This window comes from Pseudomonas sp. (assembly GCF_049653025.1).
Taxonomy (GTDB): domain Bacteria; phylum Pseudomonadota; class Gammaproteobacteria; order Pseudomonadales; family Pseudomonadaceae; genus Aquipseudomonas.
This window is the reverse complement of record NZ_JBASFM010000014.1, coordinates 29165-48142: the sequence shown is the minus strand read 5'-3', so window position 1 is coordinate 48142 and position 18978 is coordinate 29165. Positions and strand designations below refer to the sequence as shown.

Here is an 18978-nt window from a genome sequence, read left to right as displayed (position 1 = left end):
GTGGAAGCGCATGCCGCCGAGCCGAGCTCGCCGCCACTTCAACCGCCCCGCAACGCGCCAATAACAACAACCGCGCCGCGAGCCCAGATAGATGCACGATTTCGAACAGGAAGACCCCATTCCACAAGGCGACCTGGCCCTGCAACTGACCGCCCTGCCGCGGGAAACCAACGGTTTCGGCGATATCTTCGGCGGCTGGCTGGTATCGCAGATGGACCTGGCCGGCACCGCCATGGCCAGCAAGGTGGCGGGCGGCCGCGTCGCCACCGTGGCCATCGACCGCATGGCCTTCCTGGTGCCGGTGGCCGTCGGCGCGCAGCTGTCCTTCTATACCCAGACCGTGGAAGTGGGCCGCAGCTCGATCCAGATGCTGGTCGAAGTGTGGAGCGACGATCCGCTGTCCAGTGAATGGCGCAAGGTCACCGAGGCGGTGTTCGTCTTCGTCGCCATCGACGGCAGCGGCCGCACCCGCCCGGTACCGGCGCGCCGCTAGAACCCTGCGACATCACGCCTCAGCACCTGACCCGGCGGCACGAACGCAGGCGCTTGCCTAGACTCATGGGCTGGCGCGGCATGCGCCGCCTGTAAACTCCAAGGCCCGGCCATGAGCAATTCGAGCAGCAACAGCGGCACCCTGAGCCTGACCACCGCCGCCCTCGGCGTGGTCTATGGCGATATCGGCACCAGCCCGCTGTACACCCTCAAGGAAGTCTTCGCCGGCCATTACGGCGTCAACGTCAATCCGGACGGGGTCTACGGGATTCTCTCGCTGATCTTCTGGTCGCTGATGTGGGTGGTCACGCTCAAGTACGTGCTGGTGATCCTGCGCGCCGACAACGAAGGCGAAGGCGGCGTGATGGCCCTGACTGCCCTCGCCCGCCGCGCCACCCAGGCTTATCCGCGGCTGTCGCGCCTACTGGTACTGCTCGGTCTGGCCGGGGCGGCGCTGTTCTACGGCGACAGCATGATCACCCCGGCGATCTCGGTACTCTCGGCGGTAGAGGGCCTTGGGGTAGCCCTGCCGGGCGTCGGCCACTGGGTGATACCGATCACCGTGATCCTGCTGGTTGGCCTGTTCCTGATCCAGAAACACGGCACCGCGCGCATCGGCATCCTGTTCGGGCCGATCATGGGTCTGTGGTTCACCACCCTCGGCGCGCTCGGCATCTACGGCATCACCCGCCACCCGGAAGTGCTGCATGCACTCAACCCCTGGTGGGCCATCAACTTCTTTATCAGCCATCCGGGTATCGGTATCACCATCCTCGCCGCCGTGGTGCTGGCGCTGACCGGTGCCGAGGCGCTGTATGCCGACATGGGTCACTTCGGCCGCAAGCCGATTGCCCGTGCCTGGTTCGGCCTGGTGCTGCCCGGCCTGGTGCTCAACTACTTCGGCCAGGGTGCCCTGCTGCTGGACAACCCCGAGGCCGCGCGCAACCCCTTCTACCTATTGGCACCGGCCTGGGCGCTGATCCCGCTGATCGGCCTGGCCACGTTTGCCACCATCATCGCCTCGCAGGCGGTGATCTCCGGCGCGTTCTCCCTGACCCGCCAGGCCATCCAGCTCGGCTTTGTGCCGCGCATGCAGATCCAGCACACGTCCAGCAACGAGGAAGGGCAAATCTATATTGGCGTGGTCAACTGGGCCTTGATGGTCGGGGTGATCCTGCTGGTGATCGGCTTCGAGAGTTCGGGTGCCCTGGCCGCCGCCTATGGCATTGCGGTGACCGGCACCATGCTGGTCACCACCCTGCTGGTGGCCGCCGTGATGTTGCTGCTGTGGCGAACCTCGCCCTGGCTGGCGGTTCCCCTGCTGCTGTGCTTCTTCGTGATCGACGCGCTGTTCTTTGCCGCCAACATCCCCAAGATCGTCGCAGGCGGGGCCTTCCCGGTGCTGGCCGGGATCGCCCTGTTTATCCTGATGACCACCTGGAAACGCGGCCGCGAACTGCTGGTCGAGCGCCTCGACGAAAGCGCCCTGCCACTGCCGATGTTCGTCTCCAGCATCGCCCTGCAGCCGCCGCACCGGGTGCGTGGCACTGCCATATTCCTCTGCGCGCGGGCCGATGCAGTGCCGCATGCACTGTTGCACAACCTGCTGCACAACCAGGTGCTGCACCAGCAGGTCGTGATGCTCACGGTGAACATCGCCGATAACCCGCACGTGCCCGTGGCCAGGCGCTTCGAGGTCGACAGCTTCGGCGAGGGTTTCTACCGCGTGGTGCTGCACTTCGGCTATATGGATGAGCCCAACGTGCCGGCGGCCCTGGAAAAAAACCCGCATGACTTCCTCGATTTCACCGCGCTGAGCACCACCTACTTCCTCAGCCGCGAAACCATCATCCCCACCAAGCGCATCGGCATGATGGCCTGGCGCGAGTCGCTGTTTGCCTTCCTGCTGAAGAATGCCAACAGCAACCTGCGCTACTTCCAGCTGCCGACCAACCGGGTGATCGAACTGGGCACCCAGGTCGAGATCTGAACCCGCGCCAGCCATCACCCATCTCCCCAAGGACCGTAGATGCCCACCACGCTTCCCCTGCCGCGCCGCCTGGCACAGCTGATCGACACGCTCAACGCCGCACTGGGCAAGGCCTGCGCCTGGCTGACCGTGTTTCTGGTGCTGGGCACCGCCATCGTGGTGGTGCTGCGCTATGGCTTCGGCATCGGTGCCACCGCCCTGCAGGAGGCCGTGCTGTATGGCCACGCACTGGTCTTTATGGGAGCGGCCGCCTGGACGCTGCAACGCAATAGCCACGTGCGCGTGGATATCTTCTATCAGGCGTTCAGCCGTCGTCGCCAAGCCCTGGTGAACAGCCTGGGCAGCGTGCTGTTGCTCCTGCCGTTGTGCCTGTTTCTCGGCTGGAGCAGCTGGGAATACGTCGGCAATGCCTGGGCCACCCTGGAGGGATCCAGCGAAACGGGCGGCCTGCCACTCGTCTACCTGCAGAAGAGCATCATCCTGCTGCTGGTCGTCAGCCTGGTGCTGCAAGGCATTGCCGAACTGATCAAGTGCGCCTACCTGCTGGCCGGTCACGGACCAGACACGGAGGTGGAGCATGGCTGAGTTGATGGCGATTCTGCTGTTCGTCAGCATCTGCGTGGCCCTGATGGCCGGCTACCCGGTGGCCTTCACCCTCGGCGGCGTATCGCTGCTGTTTGCCGGCCTCGGCGTGCTCACCGGCAGCTTCGATGGCAGTTACCTGAGCGCCCTGCCCAACCGCCTGTTCGGCATCATGAATAACCAGACCATGCTGGCGGTGCCACTGTTCGTGTTTATGGGCGTGATGCTGGAGAAGAGCCGCGTCGCCGAGGACCTGCTGGAATCCATGTCACGGCTGTTCGGCACCCTACGCGGCGGCCTGGCGATTTCCGTGTGCGTGGTCGGCGCGCTGCTGGCGGCATCCACCGGCATCGTCGGCGCCACCGTGGTGACCATGGGCCTGCTGGCCCTGCCGACCATGCTGCGCCGCGGTTACGACCCGGCGATTGCCACTGGCACCCTGGCCGCCACCGGCACCCTGGGGCAGATCATCCCGCCATCGATCGTGCTGGTGCTGCTGGGTGACGTGATGTCCAGCGCCTACCAGCAGGCGCAGTTGAAGATGGGCATCTTCTCGCCGAAGACCGTCTCGGTCGGCGACCTGTTCGTCGGCGCGCTGATCCCCGGCCTGCTGCTGGTCGGCCTGTACATCCTCTACATCATCGCCATCGCCATCCTGCAGCCGAAGAAACTGCCGGCGCTGCCGCAGGAAGAACTCGGCCCGATCGAATGGAGCAAGCTGTTCAATGCCCTAGTGCCGCCGCTGATCCTGATCGGCGCGGTGCTCGGCTCAATTCTCGCCGGCTACGCCACGCCGACCGAAGCGGCGGCACTCGGTGCGCTCGGTGCCATGCTGCTGGCCCTGAGCAAACGCAAGCTCAACCTCGGCCAGCTGCGCGAGGTGGCCTACGGCACCACCGAAATCAGCGCCATGGTGTTTATGATCCTGATCGGTGCCTCGCTGTTTTCCCTGGTGTTCCGTGGCTTTGGCGGCGAAGTGCTGATCGAGGATGTGTTCGCCCAACTACCCGGCGGCGTGCTCGGCGCGTTCTTCCTGGTGATGCTGGTAATCTTCCTGCTCGGCTTTATTCTCGACTTTATCGAGATCATCTTCGTCGTGGTGCCGATTGTCGGCCCGGTGCTGCTGGCCATGGGCATGGACCCGCTGTGGCTCGGCGTGATGATCGCACTGAACCTGCAGACCTCGTTCCTCACCCCGCCATTCGGCTTCGCCCTCTTCTACCTGCGCGGCGTCACCCCGCCGGCCATTCCCACCCGCACCATCTATAAGGGCGTGGTGCCCTTTATCCTGCTGCAACTGCTGATGCTGGTGATCGTCTACCTCTTCCCCGGGCTGATCACCTGGCTGCCCGAGCAGGTGTACGGCCAGTAGCCGCCACCCTCGATAAACGCCCACCGCCCGGTGGGCATTTTGCTTTCTGCACGGCAGATCGGCTCCAATAGCACCCTCCCCACCACTCCGCCGCGAGCATGACCATGGCCAGATCCCACGTTGAACGCCTCGAACTGGACGAGCTGACCTGCTGGCGGGTGCGCTATGAGGCCTGCGAATTGCTGATCAGCCAACAAGGCGCGCAAATTCTCAGCTACCAGGAAGACCAACAGCCGCCGCTGATCTGGCTCAGCGACCAGGCCGCCTACCGCCGCGGTCACGGCGTGCGCGGTGGCGTACCGATCTGCTGGCCCTGGTTCGGCAACCTGCAACGCAACCCGCAGGCGGTACAGGCCATGCATCGGCACCCCGACACTGCGCCCGCCCATGGCCTGGTGCGCAGCCTCGACTGGCAACTGCTCGGGATCGACAGCCTGGACGACGGCATCCAGCTCGACTTCGTCTTCAACAGCGCCACCCAGCCGCTGGCCGACTGGCCACATGCCGCCGAACTGCACCTGCGCGTTCGCCTGGATGGCCGCCTGCATATCGAACTGAACAGCCGCAACCTGGGCGACACGCCGCTGGCCATCAGCCAGGCACTGCACAGCTACTTTGCCGTGAGTGATATCCGCCAGGTCGCAGTCGACGGCCTGCACGGCTGCCGCTACCTCGAAACCCTGGAAGACTGGCAGCAGCGCCAGCATGACGGCGCACTGCAGTTTGCTGGCGAAACCGACCGCATCTACCAGGGCACCCCAGCGCAACTGAGCATCCTCGACCGCGCCTGGCAGCGGCGCATCCACCTGCACAGCAGCGGCTCGAATTCGGCGGTGCTGTGGAACCCCTGGACGGACAAGGCGCAACGCCTGTCGCAATTCGCCGCCGACGCCTGGCAAGGCATGCTGTGCATCGAACACGCCAACGTGATGGACGACATTCGCGTGCTGCACGCCGGAGAACAGCATCGGCTCGACTTGAGTCTCTGGACTGAGCCCTTCGGGCATTAACCGACCAACGGCTTATCACCCCTCCCGCGCCGAACCAGCCCAGGGTCGGCCGCAAGGCACCCGTCACTCGCCAACCCGGTAAAACCTGCACTGCGTCACACTAACTTGCAGCACAAGTGCAACTTCTGTGACCTGCCACTAGTTTGCCAGTAAGCAATTACTTACATATAGATAGCCATATCCCTACATGATCTTCAGGGTTAATTTACTTGTGCATTAGCTCTCACATTTTTTAGGAACTAGCGTCCCAGTAATTAACCACCCAATATCGACCACTGTTACATATTTCACACTTTCTACGGTTGTCCGACACTCTTCATGCGGCTAGGATGCCCACCTCACTAGGGACATGCGCAACTTGTTGCACATCTAAGTGCGCAACTTTTGGCGCACTTTAGTGTGCGACAAGCGACCAGTAGGAAATCAGGTCGGCTTCTTCGAAGTTATCCGCATCGATAACCGAGTCATGGAATGACCTATTCAAACAAGCTCACCGCTCATTATTTAGAGCTGGCCAAACTCCCTATTAATGAAGGGAACTTTGCCGGCACTGATGTCCGTTATTCCACGGAATATGAAGTACTTGAGAGCGAACTGGGCAAGGCCACGGCGCTGCATGAAACCGCCGCGATCGACTGGCAGAAAGTCCGCGAAAACAGCGAGATACTGCTCAGCGCCCACTCCAAGGATCTGCGTGTTGCCGCCTGGCTGATCTGGGGCCTGTACCAGCGCGAATCCTTCGCCGGCTTGCAGGCCGGCTTCAGCCTGCTGCATTACCTGTGCCTCAACCACTGGCACGAACTGCACCCACGCAAACCGCGTACCCGCGCCGCCGCCATCAGCTGGCTGATCCCGCGCCTGGAACAGGCATTGGCCGAGCACGTGCCGATTGGCGAACAGCTGGCGCTGTTCCGCACCCTGGCCGAACAACTGCGCACCCTCGAGGCCTGCCTGTCCGAACACCTGGGTGAAGACGCGCCGCTGCTGCTGCCGCTGTGCCGCCGCCTGGATGAGCTGGTCAACCGTGCCAGCCAAGGCCAACCGGAGCCCGGCAGCGTCGGTGCCGCCATCGCCCAGGTCAAACAAGTCGCCAGCCAAATCCTCACCCCCGGCGCACCGGTTGAAAGCGAAAAAGATGCACACAAGAGCCTGCGCAGCCTGCAAGACCAGGCCCGACCGCTGTGCGCGTATTGGCTCAAACAGAAAGCCAGCGACCTGCGCGCCCTGCGCCTGGCGCGCACCCTGCTGTGGCTACCGATCGACAGCCTGCCGGAACGCAACCCCGAACAGATTACCGCCCTGCGTGGCCTGCCTGCCGACAAACTGGCCAGCTACCAGGAGCGCTACCAGAACGGCCAATACGCCGACCTGCTGGTCGACCTGGAAGCCAGCATCGCCCGCGCGCCCTTCTGGCTCGACGGTCAGCATCTGGTCTGGCAATGCCTGCAAGGCCTGGACGCCGAACAGGCGATGCGCGAAGTGGAAATCCAGCTGGCGCTGTTCCTGCAGCGCATGAGCGGCCTGGAAGAACTGCGTTACCACGATGGCAGCGCCTTTGCCGATGCGCAGACCCGCGCCTGGCTCAGCTCCCATGTGATGCCGCATCTGCAAGCCCCGACGAACACCAGCGCGCCCGTGACCAACGAAGGCGACAGCCAGCCAGCCTGGGAAATCGCCCTGCAGGAAACCCTGCCGCGGCTGCGCAAAGACGGTCTCAAATCCGCCGTGCAGCAGCTCAAGCTCGGCCTGGCCAAGGCTCGTGGCGGCCGCGAACGCTTCTTCTGGCAGCTGACCCTGGCGCGCCTGTGCTACAGCGCCAAGAAGTACGAACTGGCCAAGACCCAACTCGAATCGCTCGACCAGACGCTCCAGGCCGCAGGCCTAAGCGACTGGGAACCCGATCTCGCCCTGGATGTACTGCGCATGCTGCACAGCTGTTGTGAGCTGTTGCCGCAGAACCACGCGGTGCGTGAAAGCAAGGAAGAGATCTACCGCAGGTTGTGCCACCTCGATCTTGAAGTGGTACTGGACTAGGCCCTCGGGCCATAACCATAACGGAGAATGACCATGGCCAAAGAAGGCTCGGTAGCCCCCAAGGAACGCATCAACGTCACGTTCAAACCCGCCACCGGCGGTGCTCAGGAAGAGATCGAACTGCCGTTGAAACTGATGGTTCTGGGTGATTTTACCCAGCGCGCCGACGATCGCAAGATCGAAGACCGCAAGCCGATCAGCATCGACAAGAACAGCTTCGACGAAGTGCTGGCCAAGCAGGAACTCAACCTGACCTTCGGCGTACCCAACCGCCTGCAGGACGAAGCCGAAGGCGACGAGCTGGCCGTGCAGCTGCGCATCCACTCGATGAAGGACTTCAACCCGGCCAACCTGGTCGAGCAAGTGCCCGAGCTGAAGAAGCTGATGGAACTGCGCGACGCCCTGGTTGCCCTGAAAGGCCCACTGGGCAACGCCCCGGCCTTCCGCAAGGCGATCGAAAGCGTACTCGCCGACGACGACTCGCGTGACCGCGTGCTCGGCGAACTCGGCCTGGCCGCCCAAGCCAAGCTGGACTCCTGATCCAATTAACAAGGAAGCTAATTCATGAGCACTAGTGCAGCAGTGGAAAGCGGCCGCAGCGCCGCCGAACTCGGCATTCTCGACCGCATCATCGCCGAGACCAAACTGACTCCGGACGACGAAGCCTATGACATCGCCAAGCGTGGCGTGTCGGCCTTTATCGAAGAGTTGCTGAAGCCGCAGAACGAAAATGAGCCGGTGAAAAAGGCCATGGTCGACCGCATGATCGCGGAGATCGACGCCAAACTCAGCCGGCAGATGGACGAAATCCTCCACAACGCCGAATTCCAGGCACTGGAATCCTCCTGGCGCGGCCTCAAGCTGCTGGTGGATCGCACCAACTTCCGCGAAAACATCAAGCTGGAGATCATCAACGCCTCCAAGCAGGATCTGCTGGATGACTTCGAAGACAGCCCGGAAATCACCCAGTCCGGCCTGTACAAGCACATCTACACCGCCGAATACGGCCAGTTCGGTGGCCAGCCGGTCGGCGCGCTGATCGCCAACTACTTCTTCGACCCGAGCGCACCGGACGTCAAGACCCTGCAATACGTGGCCAGCGTCGCCAGCATGTCCCACGCGCCGTTTATCGCCGCAGCCGGCCCGAAATTCTTCGGCCTGGAAAGCTTCACCGGCCTGCCAGACCTGAAGGATCTGAAAGATCACTTCGAAGGCCCGCAGTTCGCCAAATGGCAGAGCTTCCGCGAGCAGGAAGATGCCCGTTACGTCGGCCTGACCGTACCGCGCTTCCTCCTGCGCAACCCCTACGATCCGGAAGACAACCCGGTGAAGACCTTCGTCTACAAAGAGAACGTCGCCAACAGCCACGAGCATTACCTGTGGGGCAACACCGCCTACACCTTCGCTTCCAAGCTGACCGACAGCTTCGCCAAGTTCCGCTGGTGCCCGAACATCATCGGCCCGCAGAGCGGTGGCGCGGTAGAAGACCTGCCGCTGCACCACTTCGAAAGCATGGGCGAGATCGAAACCAAGATCCCGACCGAAGTGCTGGTCTCCGACCGTCGTGAATACGAGCTGGCCGAAGAAGGCTTTATCGCCCTGACCATGCGCAAAGGCAGCGACAACGCCGCATTCTTCTCCGCCAACTCGGCGCAGAAGCCGAAGTTCTTCGGCATCAGCGAAGAAGGCAAGACGGCTGAACTGAACTACAAGCTCGGCACCCAGCTGCCGTACATGTTCATCATCAACCGCCTGGCCCACTACCTGAAAGTGCTGCAGCGCGAGCAGATCGGCGCGTGGAAAGAGCGCACCGACCTGGAGCTGGAACTCAACAAGTGGATCCGCCAGTTCGTTGCCGACCAGGAAAACCCGAGCTCCGAAGTACGTAGCCGCCGTCCGCTGCGCGCCGCTCAGGTGATCGTCAGTGATGTTGATGGTGAGCCGGGCTGGTACCGCGTCAGCCTCAACGTGCGCCCGCACTTCAAGTACATGGGTGCCGATTTCACCCTGTCGCTCGTCGGCAAGCTGGACAAGGAATAAGCATCCTTATGGCCGGGTACGGAAGCCTATTCGAACGCCTCGGCGGTGAAGCCAGCCAGCGTGCTGGCTGGAGCCGCGAGGTCGCCGCCATGGCGTCGGTGGCTACCCACCTGGCGAAAATGCTCAGCACCCGGGCGGGCAGCGTGCAAACGCTGCCCGACTACGGGTTGCCCGATCTCAACGATATGCGCCTGTCGCTGCACGATTCGCTGCAGCAGGCGCGTATCGCCATCGAACGCTTTATCGAAGCGTACGAACCGCGTTTAAGCGACGTGCGGGTGATTTCCCTGCCCCGCGACAACAACCCGCTGAGCCTGGCCTTTGCCATCGAAGGCCTGCTGGAAGTGGACGGCCTTAAACGCCAAGTCAGTTTCTCCGCGCGCCTGGACGGCAGCGGACAGGTCAAGGTCAATTAAGGAGAGCCCATGTCCGGTAAACCCGCAGCCCGCGTCAGCGACCCCACTGCTTGCCCGATTCCCGGCCACGGCACCAATCCGATAGTCGCCGGCTCCCCCGACGTGCTGTTCGACAACCTGTCCGCCGCCCGCATGGGCGACCCCACCGCCTGCGGCAGCAAACTGGCCAGCGCAGTCATCCCCACCGTGCTGATCAACGGCAAACCGGCGACCACCCTCGGTACCCTGGGCAACCATGGCAACGTGGTAGTAGGCGGGTCGGGGACGGTGATTATCGGGACTAGCGGAGGTGGGGCAGCGTTTATTGCGCCCACTCCGGTTGTGATGGCAGGTGTCTTTAATGAGCACTTCATCATTCGCGACTCGATCACGGGAGAACCGCTTGCCGATCAACCTTATCGACTGGAAACCGAATCCGGTCAGGTCATAACAGGTACAACCGATAGAAACGGCAAGACCAAACTCATTAGCGCCCACAAAGCCGAAAACGTGGCGCTGACACTCGAACCGCAAACCACCCTGGTCATTGCATAAGGAGCACGCATGATCATCGCCCCCATCCTCTCCAAACTCAGTCCCTCCAGCCAGACCGCTGGCAAGGAAACGGCAGTGGAGACTTTCAAGATCACCGACATCCCACTTGCCATGGACAGTCTGAAGTGGACGCAAGGGGCACGCCTGATGCGCAAATGGTTCAGCGATGCGGCTTATGAGCTACCCACAGAGGTTAAGCGTGGCAGCGTTTCCCCCAGCACCCTGGACCCAACCCATCTGCTCACTGATCTTCCTTTCGACTGGCTTTTTAGTAGCTCTACCAGGGTCAAGGATGATGTCGAAGAACTGGTTTCCGGACTGAGCAATGTTACCGAGTTCAATGCCATGGCCGGGCGTCTGAAGACACCGCTCGACCAGTTGTCCAGAGGGCTCCTTCTGTTCATGACGCGCTTGAAGCGCATCGGCCATCTCGACGAGAAGGCCCACACGCTGCAGAACGCATACGAGGATTTCAGCAACCTCTCCGCGGTCCAGTTGGAAGACACCTCTCAGTTCAACCTGATACGAATCGGTGCCACTACCTGGGAGAAGGCCACTGACGGCCTCGATGACGTATATGGAGCGCTTGGTAGCTTTGCCATCAAGATCGCTGCTACCAAGTTCAGGACCATGGCCAACGACCACGGCTACCCCGCCATCGAGATCGAAGAGATCGGCCTATACGTCCGCGATACCTATGACTTCCTAAACGTGGATGGCGACCAGCTACTGGGTTATTGGAGCAAGCAAGGCGTCACTCGCCCCGGCCCCATCGATTACTTCGCTGAGCCGGAGTACATCGATAAGGGTGATGTCCGCCACGTAAAAGTAACCAACGGCAGCTTCAACGCTTACCGCAAGAAGTTGAGAAAGGGAGGTGATTTCCTCGTTTTCTCCACCGTCAAGCACTACCCCGTATCTATCGTCGTGCACCTGAACAGTACCGACTTCAAAGAGTTCAACGCTCGCGCATCGAGTATCTGAGAGCCGTATGTCTGGAAAACTCCGTTTCAAGGCACTTGCAGCCCTGCTGGCAGTACTCGTACTGACACCCATGGCCGTCTGGCTGTACGTGAAGCTCGACCTGAGCCGTAACACCGAACCCTATGCGACCACCTGGAGCGACTCAAGGTCCTGCTATATCAACGCCTACATCCCAGCTTATTCGTCTCTCGGTGTGCCGGGCAAACTCGTGAAGCTGTTCAGCAGCGACGCGTTCTTCCGGGTTTACCGCAAAGACGATGTCCTGCTTAAGAGTTCGGAGTGGCTGCTCTGGCAGCGCGAGTTCGCCGATACCGAGAGCGAGCAGTGGGTCAACGGCAACGCCATCTACCCCACGAACGACGGCTATGAAGGCTGGACCTTGCCGGAGTGCGGCTGATGCTCTCTCACTCCGAAGGCTGGCGTGAATACCTACAGCTACAGGATGCCCTTACTGGCAATGACATGGAGTCCCCTGCCTGATGTCTTTTAACCACTACTACCAGAGCGAACTCACCGCCCTGCGCCAGCTCGGCAAGCGCTTTGCCGAGCGCAGTCCGGCGCTGGCACCGTTCCTCGGGCAGAGCGGGCGCGACCCGGATGTCGAGCGCCTGCTGGAAGGCTTCGCCTTTCTCACCGGGCGGCTGCGGCAGAAGCTCGATGACGAGCTGCCGGAGCTGACCCATTCGCTGATGCACCTGCTGTGGCCGAACTATATGCGCCCGCTGCCGGCGTTCAGCATGCTGCAGTTCGACCCGCTCAAGCGTCCCGGTCCGGCCTTGCCGGTGCCGCGCAATACGCCGGTGGAATCCAAGCCGATCCAGGGCGTGACCTGCCGTTTCCGCACGGCGTTTGCCACCGAGGTGCTGCCGCTGGCGTTAAGTGCGCTGGACTACTCGATCAAGGGCGACGGTGCGCTACTCAGCCTGCGCCTGGCGATGAGCGCCGATGGTCATCTGGGTGAAATCGACCTCAAGCAACTGCGCCTGCACCTGGCCGGCGAACGCTATATCAGCCAGCTGCTGTACCTGAGCCTGTTGCGCCACCTGGGCGGCATTCAGCTGGTGCTATTGGACGGTGCCGGCAAACCGCTGCTGGACGCCTACGGCCAGCCCGTCGCCGCCCTGCAATTGCCCAGCAGCAGCGTGCAACCGGTGGGTTTTGCCGAAGACCAGGCGCTGATCCCCTATCCGCTGAACACCTTCCGCGGCTACCGCTACCTGCAGGAGTACTTCGCCTTCCAGGACAAGTTCCTGTTCGTCGATGTGACGGGCCTGGATGCGCTCAAGCGCCTGCCGGAAGACCTGCTCAAGCAGGCACGCGGCATCGAGCTGCGTTTCGATATTCAGAAAGCCGGGGTGCAGCGCATTCGCCCAACCCTGGACAACGTGCGTCTGTACTGCACGCCGGTGGTCAACCTGTTCGCCCATGACGCCATCCCGATTCGCCTCGACGGCAAGCAGGACCAATACCTGTTGCTGCCGTCCGAATTCGACTCGCAGCACTGCGGGGTGTTTTCGGTGGATCGCGTCACCGGTTGGAAGCCCGGCGGCAAGGGTTACGAAGAGTACGTACCGTTCGAATCCTTCGAGCATGACGCCAGCTTCGACGTGCCCCTGGCGCGCCCGCACTACAGCGTGCGCCAGCAACCTTCGCTGCTTGGCGACGGCCTGGAAACCTACCTGAGCTTTGGCCTGCGCAACCTCGATCAGCACGAAACGCTGTCGATCGAGCTGACCTGCACCAACCAGAACCTGCCACGTCAGCTGGGCCTCGGTGATATCTGCATGCCCTGCGAGGACACCCCGGAGTTCCTCACCTTCCGCAATATCAGCGCAGTCACGCCGAGCTACGCGCCGCCGCTGCACCGCGACTTTCTCTGGAAGCTGATCAGCAATATGTCGCTGAACTACCTGTCGCTGGCCAACGTCGATGCGCTCAAGGTGATCCTCGAAACCTACGACCTGCCGCGCTACTACGACCAGCACGCGGAAAAGGTCAGCAAGCGCCTGCTCGACGGCCTGAAAAGCATCAGCCACCAGCACGTCGACCGCCTGCATCGCGGCCTGCCGGTGCGCGGGGTACGCACCCAATTGACGATCAACCCCGAGGGCTATGTCGGCGAAGGCGACCTGTTTCTCTTCGCCTCGGTACTCAATGAATTTTTCGCCCTGTACGCCAGCCTCAACTCGTACCACGAGCTGCGCGTGCAGAGCACACAGGGAGAGGTGTACCAATGGACGCCGCGCATGGGGCAACAGCCCCTGCTATGAGACCCTGCACAAAGGCATGCGAGCTAGAGCCAAGCAAGGCGCAGGCGGGCGAAGAAGCGCAGTTTACGAGGTGTAAATGAGCATTCTGAGCCCGACTGCAACGCCGCCTGGCCGACGCGCAGCAGACTTTGAGCCGGGTCTCACCCGGCTTAGCCAGGGCATCCGCGAATACAGCCTGTTTCAGGGTGTGCAGCTGGTGCTGGAACGCTTGCATGCCGCCCATCCGGAACTGGATGAGGAGGCGCTGTACCAGCGTCTGGAACTGCAGGCCAACCCGAGCATGGGTTTCCCCGGCAGCGATATCGATCGCGTGCAGTTCTTCGAGGAGCACGGCGAGTTGCGCGCACGCCTGCGCATCAACCTGGTCAGCCTGTTCGGGGCCGGCTCGCCGCTGCCGGCCTTCTATGGCGAGCAGGCGTTGGGCGATAGTGAAGACGGCAACCCGACCCGCGCGTTCCTCGACCTGTTCAACAACCGCCTGCAGCGCCTGCTGCTGCCGATCTGGCAGAAATACCGCTACCACTCGCGCTTCCAGAGTGGCGCACTGGACCCCTTTTCCGAGCAGCTGTTCGCCCTGATCGGCCTCGGCGGCGCGACCATCCGCCAGGCCAAGGAGCTGAACTGGAAGCGCCTGCTGCCCTACCTCGGCCTGCTCAGCCTGCGCGCCCACTCGGCGGCGCTGATCGAGTCGGTGCTGCGCTACTACTTCAAGCACGCCGATCTGCATATCGAACAGTGCCTGGAGCGCCAGGTGGAAATCCTCGGCGAACAGCGCAACCGCCTCGGTCTGGCCAACAGCCAGCTGGGTGAGAGCCTGGTGCTCGGCGAGTTCGTGCGGGATCGCGGCGGCAAGTTCCGCATCCATGTACGCCAGTTGAACTGGGATCGCTTCCATGAATTTCTGCCCATCGGCAGCGGCTACCAACCGCTCTGCGCGCTGGTGCGCTTCACCCTGCGCGACCCGCTGGATTACGACATCCGCCTGGAACTGCGCCAGGACGAAATACGCGAATTGCGCCTCGGCGCGGACAACCCCTGCCTGCTGGGCTGGACCACCTGGCTGGGGCGTGACAACGCCGACGGCGTGGTCACCCTCGGCAGCAAAGCTCATTAAGGATTGATGAAATGATCAACGTCGATTTACAGCAACTAGTGCAAGCCCTCGACGCTGCCAGCAAACAGGACCTGGAAACCGCTGCCGAGCGCTGCGTGGTGCGCGGCGGCAGCAAGATTCTCGTGGAAGACCTGCTGCTCGGCCTGCTTGAGCGCCCGGAAGGCTTGCTGCCCCGCGCCCTGCAGGACGCCGAGGTGGAAGCCGGCGAGCTGGCCCGCGCGCTGCAACCGCGTGGCGAGCACAGCGAATCGCGCAACCCGGTATTTGCCACCGAGTTGGTGCAATGGCTGCAGGACGCTCTGCTGGTCGCCAGCCTGGAGCTCGGCCAGAGCCAGGTTGATGAAGCCGCGCTGATCCTCGCCCTGCTGCGCAATCCAATGCGCTATGCCGGCAGCCATTATCAGCCACTACTGGCCAAGCTGGATGCCGAGCGCCTGCGCGAATTCGCCCTGGCCCAGCAGCCGCAAACCGCCGCCGGTAAACCCGCAGCAGGCGGCGAATCGAACCTGTCGCGCTTCACTCACAACTTCACCCAGCAGGCTCGTGACGGCAAACTCGACCCGGTGCTGTGCCGCGATGGCGCAATCCGCCAGATGATCGACATCCTCGCCCGCCGCCGCAAAAGCAACCCGATCGTGGTCGGCGAAGCCGGTGTCGGCAAGACCGCCATCGTCGAAGGCCTGGCCCTGCGTATCGCCACTGGTGAAGTGCCGGCCGCGCTCAAGGGTGTCGAACTGCTGTGCCTGGACCTCGGCCTGCTGCAAGCCGGCGCCAGCGTCAAAGGCGAGTTCGAACGCCGCCTGCAGGGCGTGATTGATGAGGTTAAAGGCTCGCTCAAGCCGATCATCCTGTTTATCGACGAAGCCCACACCCTGATCGGCGCCGGCGGCCAGGCCGGCAGTGGCGACGCAGCCAACCTGCTCAAGCCCGCCCTGGCGCGTGGCGAGCTGCGCACCATCGCCGCCACCACTTGGAGCGAATACAAGAAGTACTTCGAGAAGGACCCAGCCCTGGCCCGGCGCTTCCAGCTGGTGCAGCTGCATGAGCCGACCGTCGATGAAGCCGTGACCATCCTCCGTGGCCTGGCACCAGTGTATGAAAAGAGCCATGGCATCTACCTGCGTGACGACGCTGTGGTCGCCGCCGCCGAGCTGTCCGCGCGCTACCTGGCTGGCCGCCAGCTGCCGGACAAAGCCGTCGATGTACTCGACACCGCCTGCGCCCGCGTGCGCATCAGCCTGGCTGCCGCACCGGAAGCGCTGGAGCGCTTGCGCGGCGAAATTGCCGAAGGCGAACGGCAGAGCGAGGCCATGGGCCGGGATATGCAAGCCGGCCTGAAAATCGACAGCGAAATCCTCGAACAGCTCGAAGTCCGCCTGGGCCAGGCCCGCGCCGAGCTGGAGCAGATCGAAACCCGTTGGGCGGTGCAGCGAGAACTGGCCGAACACCTGCTGGAATTGCGCAAGCAATGCGCCAGCCTGCGCCAAAACCCTACCGAAGCCGAGAACAGCGACGGCCAGGCGGTGCAGCTGGAGCAACTGGAAGGCGAACTACGCGCCGTGCAAGCCGAGCTGGCCAGCGCTCAGGTGCATGAGCGCCTGGTCAGTTTCGAAGTCTGCCCGCGTCTGGTCGCCGAAGTGATCAGTCACTGGACCGGCGTACCGCTAAGCCAGCTGGCCCGCGAGCACAACAGCAAGGTGCTGACCTTCGCCCGCGACCTCGGCCTGCGCGTACGCGGTCAGGAGCAAGCCATCGCGGCACTGGATCGCTCGATGCGCGCCAGCGCCGCCGGCCTTAACCGCGCCGATGCACCTGTGGGCGTATTCCTGCTGGTCGGCCCCAGCGGCGTCGGCAAGACCGAAACCGCTCTGGCCCTGGCCGATCTGTTGTACGGCGGCGAGCGCTTCCTCACCACCATCAACATGTCCGAATTCCAGGAGAAGCACACGGTTTCGCGGCTGATCGGCGCGCCGCCCGGCTACGTTGGCTATGGCGAAGGCGGCATGCTCACCGAAGCCGTACGACAGAAGCCTTACTCGGTGGTGCTGCTCGATGAAGTGGAAAAAGCCGATCCGGACGTGATGAATGTCTTCTATCAGATCTTCGACAAGGGCGTGGCCAATGATGGCGAAGGCCGCGAGATCAACTTCCGCAATACGCTGATTTTGATGACCAGCAACCTGGCCAGCGAGCGTATCGCCAGCCTCTGCCAGGGCGGCCAGCGTCCTGATGCCGAGGACCTGGAACAGGCGATTCGTCCAGCCCTGACCCAGCACTTCAAGCCGGCTCTGCTCGGCCGCATGCGCGTGGTGCCGTACTACCCGATCAATGGCGAGGTGCTCAACGAACTGGTCGGCCTCAAACTCGCGCGTTTCGCCGAGCGCCTGCAACGTCGTCAGTTGCAGTTCAGCCATTGCCCGGCGCTGCTGGCAAACCTCGCCGAGCGTTGCAGCCACAGCGACAGCGGCGCGCGCTTGATCGATCACCTGATCGACCAGCACCTGCAACCGCTGGTGGTTGACCGCCTGCTCGACGCCATGGCCAGTGGCGAAAGCCTGCAACGCGTACACGCCACCCTGGACGGCGAAGGGACGGTGGTCTGTGAGTTCGCTTAACGTGTCGCTGATGTTCAGCCAGGTGCCGCAGCCACTGCGCTATGCCGAAGCGCTGTTGCAACGCTTCGCCACGCTGGCGCGCGCGGCCAATAGCGACGCCCTGCTCGGCGGCCTGGTGGAAAGCGCCGCGCAACTGTCCGGCTGCGAGCTGAGTCAGCTGTACCTGCTCGACGACACTCACACCCGCCTGACCCTGTCCGCCGAATGGCAGGACGGCCTGCTGCAACCGCGCGCCGACGCTAGCCTGCCGAGTGACTACGACGGCGAACAGCTGCTGCAATATTGCCTGTGCCAGAACCAGCTGCTCAGCCTCAACGAGCTGGACAGCAGCCTGCATCAAACCGGCTTCCTCCCGGACGCCAGCCCGGCCTGGCGCAGCCTGCTGTGCCAGCCGTTGCTCGACGAGCAGAAACGCGTCTGCGGCCTGTTGCTGATCGCCAGCCAGCGCTCGCGTGACCTGCAGGGTTTCGCCGGCTCGCTGGCGCAGCTCGGCAGCTTTGTCATCGCCCAGCTGCATCTGTTGCAACGCCTGCGCTCGGCGCACCCGGAGCCAGCACCCAGCAGCATTGCGCCACCGTGCGCCAGTGGTTACGGGCTGATCGGCGACAGCGCGCCAATGCGCGGCGTTTACCAGCTGATCAGCAAGGTGCTGCACAACCCGGTCAGCGTGATGCTGGCTGGCGAAACCGGCACCGGCAAGGAGCTGGTGGCGCGCGCCATCCACGACTGCGGCTTCCGCCGGAGCAAGGCCTTCGTCGCGCAGAATTGTGCGTCGCTGCCGGAAAGCCTGCTGGAAAGCGAGCTGTTCGGTTATCGCAAGGGCGCGTTCAGCGGGGCCGAGCGTGATCATCAGGGCCTGTTTGACGCAGCCGACGGTGGCACACTGTTCCTCGATGAAATCGGCGATATGCCGCTGAGCCTGCAAGCCAAGCTGCTGCGCGTATTGCAGGAAGGTGAAGTGCGGCCGCTGGGTTCGACCGCCACACACAAGGTCGACGTGCGCATCGTCGCCGCGACTCACCACAACCTGCGCAGCCTGGTGGAAGACGGGCGCTTTCGCGAAGACCTGTTCTATCGCCTGGCGCAATTCCCCATCGAGCTGCCTGCCCTGCGCGAGCGCGACCAGGACATCCTGACCCTGGCGCGACACTTCGCCGACAAAGCCAGCGCCTTTCTGCAGCGCAACCCCTGCCGCTGGGCCGACCGCACCCTGGAGCATTTGGCCAGCTATGCCTTCCCCGGCAATGTGCGCGAGCTCAAGGGCCTGGTCGAGCGCGCCGTACTGCTGTGTGAAGGCGGCGAGCTGCTGCCCGAGCACTTCGATCTGCGCCAGGACAGCAACACCGACGACCACAGCATGAACCTGCGTGAACGCATGGAACGCGTCGAACGCAGCCTGCTGCTCGATTGCCTGCGCAAGAACCGTGGCAACCAGACCAGCGCCGCCTGCGAACTCGGCCTGCCGCGCCGCACCCTGCTGTATCGCATGCAGCGGCTGAATATCAGCCCGGCTGACGTGTAAGGC

The 18978-nt window shown here is 63.0% G+C and carries 16 protein-coding genes; all 16 read left to right on the top strand.

All coding sequences use genetic code 11. From position 1 onward, the window contains the following. Positions 1-91: 91 nt before the first annotated feature. The 16 genes from WBK23_RS11370 (at position 92) to WBK23_RS11295 (ending at position 18975) form a co-directional block, all read left to right on the top strand. Positions 92-493 (top strand): acyl-CoA thioesterase, encoded by a 402-nt coding sequence (locus WBK23_RS11370; protein WP_424484070.1) that lies wholly within the window; start codon positions 92-94, stop codon positions 491-493. 111 nt (positions 494-604) lie between these two features. Next, entirely contained in the window at positions 605-2482 is a 1878-nt protein-coding gene (locus WBK23_RS11365; protein ID WP_424484069.1) for a potassium transporter Kup, read from the top strand. A 39-nt stretch (positions 2483-2521) separates the two neighbouring features. After that, positions 2522-3067 carry a TRAP transporter small permease subunit gene (locus WBK23_RS11360; RefSeq protein WP_424484068.1) on the top strand — a complete coding sequence of 182 codons (546 nt, stop codon included), beginning with the start codon at positions 2522-2524 and terminating at the stop codon, positions 3065-3067. After that, on the top strand, positions 3060-4436 hold the full coding sequence (locus tag WBK23_RS11355; RefSeq protein WP_424484067.1) for a TRAP transporter large permease: 1377 nt from the start codon (positions 3060-3062) through the stop codon (positions 4434-4436). Before WBK23_RS11360 ends, WBK23_RS11355 begins: the two co-directional genes overlap by 8 nt. A 104-nt stretch (positions 4437-4540) precedes the next feature. Continuing rightward, positions 4541-5446 (top strand): D-hexose-6-phosphate mutarotase, encoded by a 906-nt coding sequence (locus WBK23_RS11350; RefSeq protein WP_424484066.1) that lies wholly within the window; start codon positions 4541-4543, stop codon positions 5444-5446. Positions 5447-5917: 471 nt separating this feature from the next. After that, on the top strand, positions 5918-7480 hold the full coding sequence (gene tssA / locus WBK23_RS11345) for a type VI secretion system protein TssA (RefSeq protein ID WP_424484065.1): 1563 nt from the start codon (positions 5918-5920) through the stop codon (positions 7478-7480). 33 nt (positions 7481-7513) lie between these two features. Next, on the top strand, positions 7514-8020 hold the full coding sequence (gene tssB, locus WBK23_RS11340; RefSeq protein WP_424484064.1) for a type VI secretion system contractile sheath small subunit: 507 nt from the start codon (positions 7514-7516) through the stop codon (positions 8018-8020). Positions 8021-8044: 24 nt separating this feature from the next. Next, a complete protein-coding gene (gene tssC, locus WBK23_RS11335) occupies positions 8045-9520 on the top strand; it encodes a type VI secretion system contractile sheath large subunit (RefSeq protein ID WP_424484063.1) in 1476 nt (491 codons plus the stop codon). An 8-nt stretch (positions 9521-9528) separates the two neighbouring features. Beyond that, positions 9529-9936, top strand: a complete 408-nt coding sequence (gene tssE, locus WBK23_RS11330; protein ID WP_108489173.1) for a type VI secretion system baseplate subunit TssE — start codon at positions 9529-9531, stop codon at positions 9934-9936. Positions 9937-9945: 9 nt separating this feature from the next. Continuing rightward, positions 9946-10470, top strand: a complete 525-nt coding sequence (locus WBK23_RS11325) for a PAAR domain-containing protein (RefSeq protein WP_424484062.1) — start codon at positions 9946-9948, stop codon at positions 10468-10470. Positions 10471-10479: 9 nt separating this feature from the next. Next, positions 10480-11454: a DUF6402 family protein gene (locus WBK23_RS11320; RefSeq protein ID WP_424484061.1), complete on the top strand. Its 975-nt coding sequence runs from the start codon at positions 10480-10482 to the stop codon at positions 11452-11454. Positions 11455-11461: 7 nt separating this feature from the next. Beyond that, positions 11462-11851, top strand: a complete 390-nt coding sequence (locus WBK23_RS11315) for a hypothetical protein (RefSeq protein ID WP_424484060.1) — start codon at positions 11462-11464, stop codon at positions 11849-11851. A gap of 82 nt (positions 11852-11933) precedes the next feature. Next, a complete protein-coding gene (gene tssF, locus WBK23_RS11310) occupies positions 11934-13724 on the top strand; it encodes a type VI secretion system baseplate subunit TssF (RefSeq protein WP_424484059.1) in 1791 nt (596 codons plus the stop codon). A 76-nt stretch (positions 13725-13800) separates the two neighbouring features. Beyond that, on the top strand, positions 13801-14838 hold the full coding sequence (gene tssG / locus WBK23_RS11305; RefSeq protein ID WP_424484058.1) for a type VI secretion system baseplate subunit TssG: 1038 nt from the start codon (positions 13801-13803) through the stop codon (positions 14836-14838). An 11-nt stretch (positions 14839-14849) separates the two neighbouring features. After that, complete coding sequence (gene tssH / locus WBK23_RS11300) at positions 14850-17453, top strand: type VI secretion system ATPase TssH (RefSeq protein ID WP_424484057.1); 2604 nt, start codon at positions 14850-14852, stop codon at positions 17451-17453. A gap of 10 nt (positions 17454-17463) precedes the next feature. Next, positions 17464-18975, top strand: a complete 1512-nt coding sequence (locus tag WBK23_RS11295) for a sigma-54 interaction domain-containing protein (RefSeq protein WP_424484121.1) — start codon at positions 17464-17466, stop codon at positions 18973-18975. Positions 18976-18978: the final 3 nt, after the last annotated feature.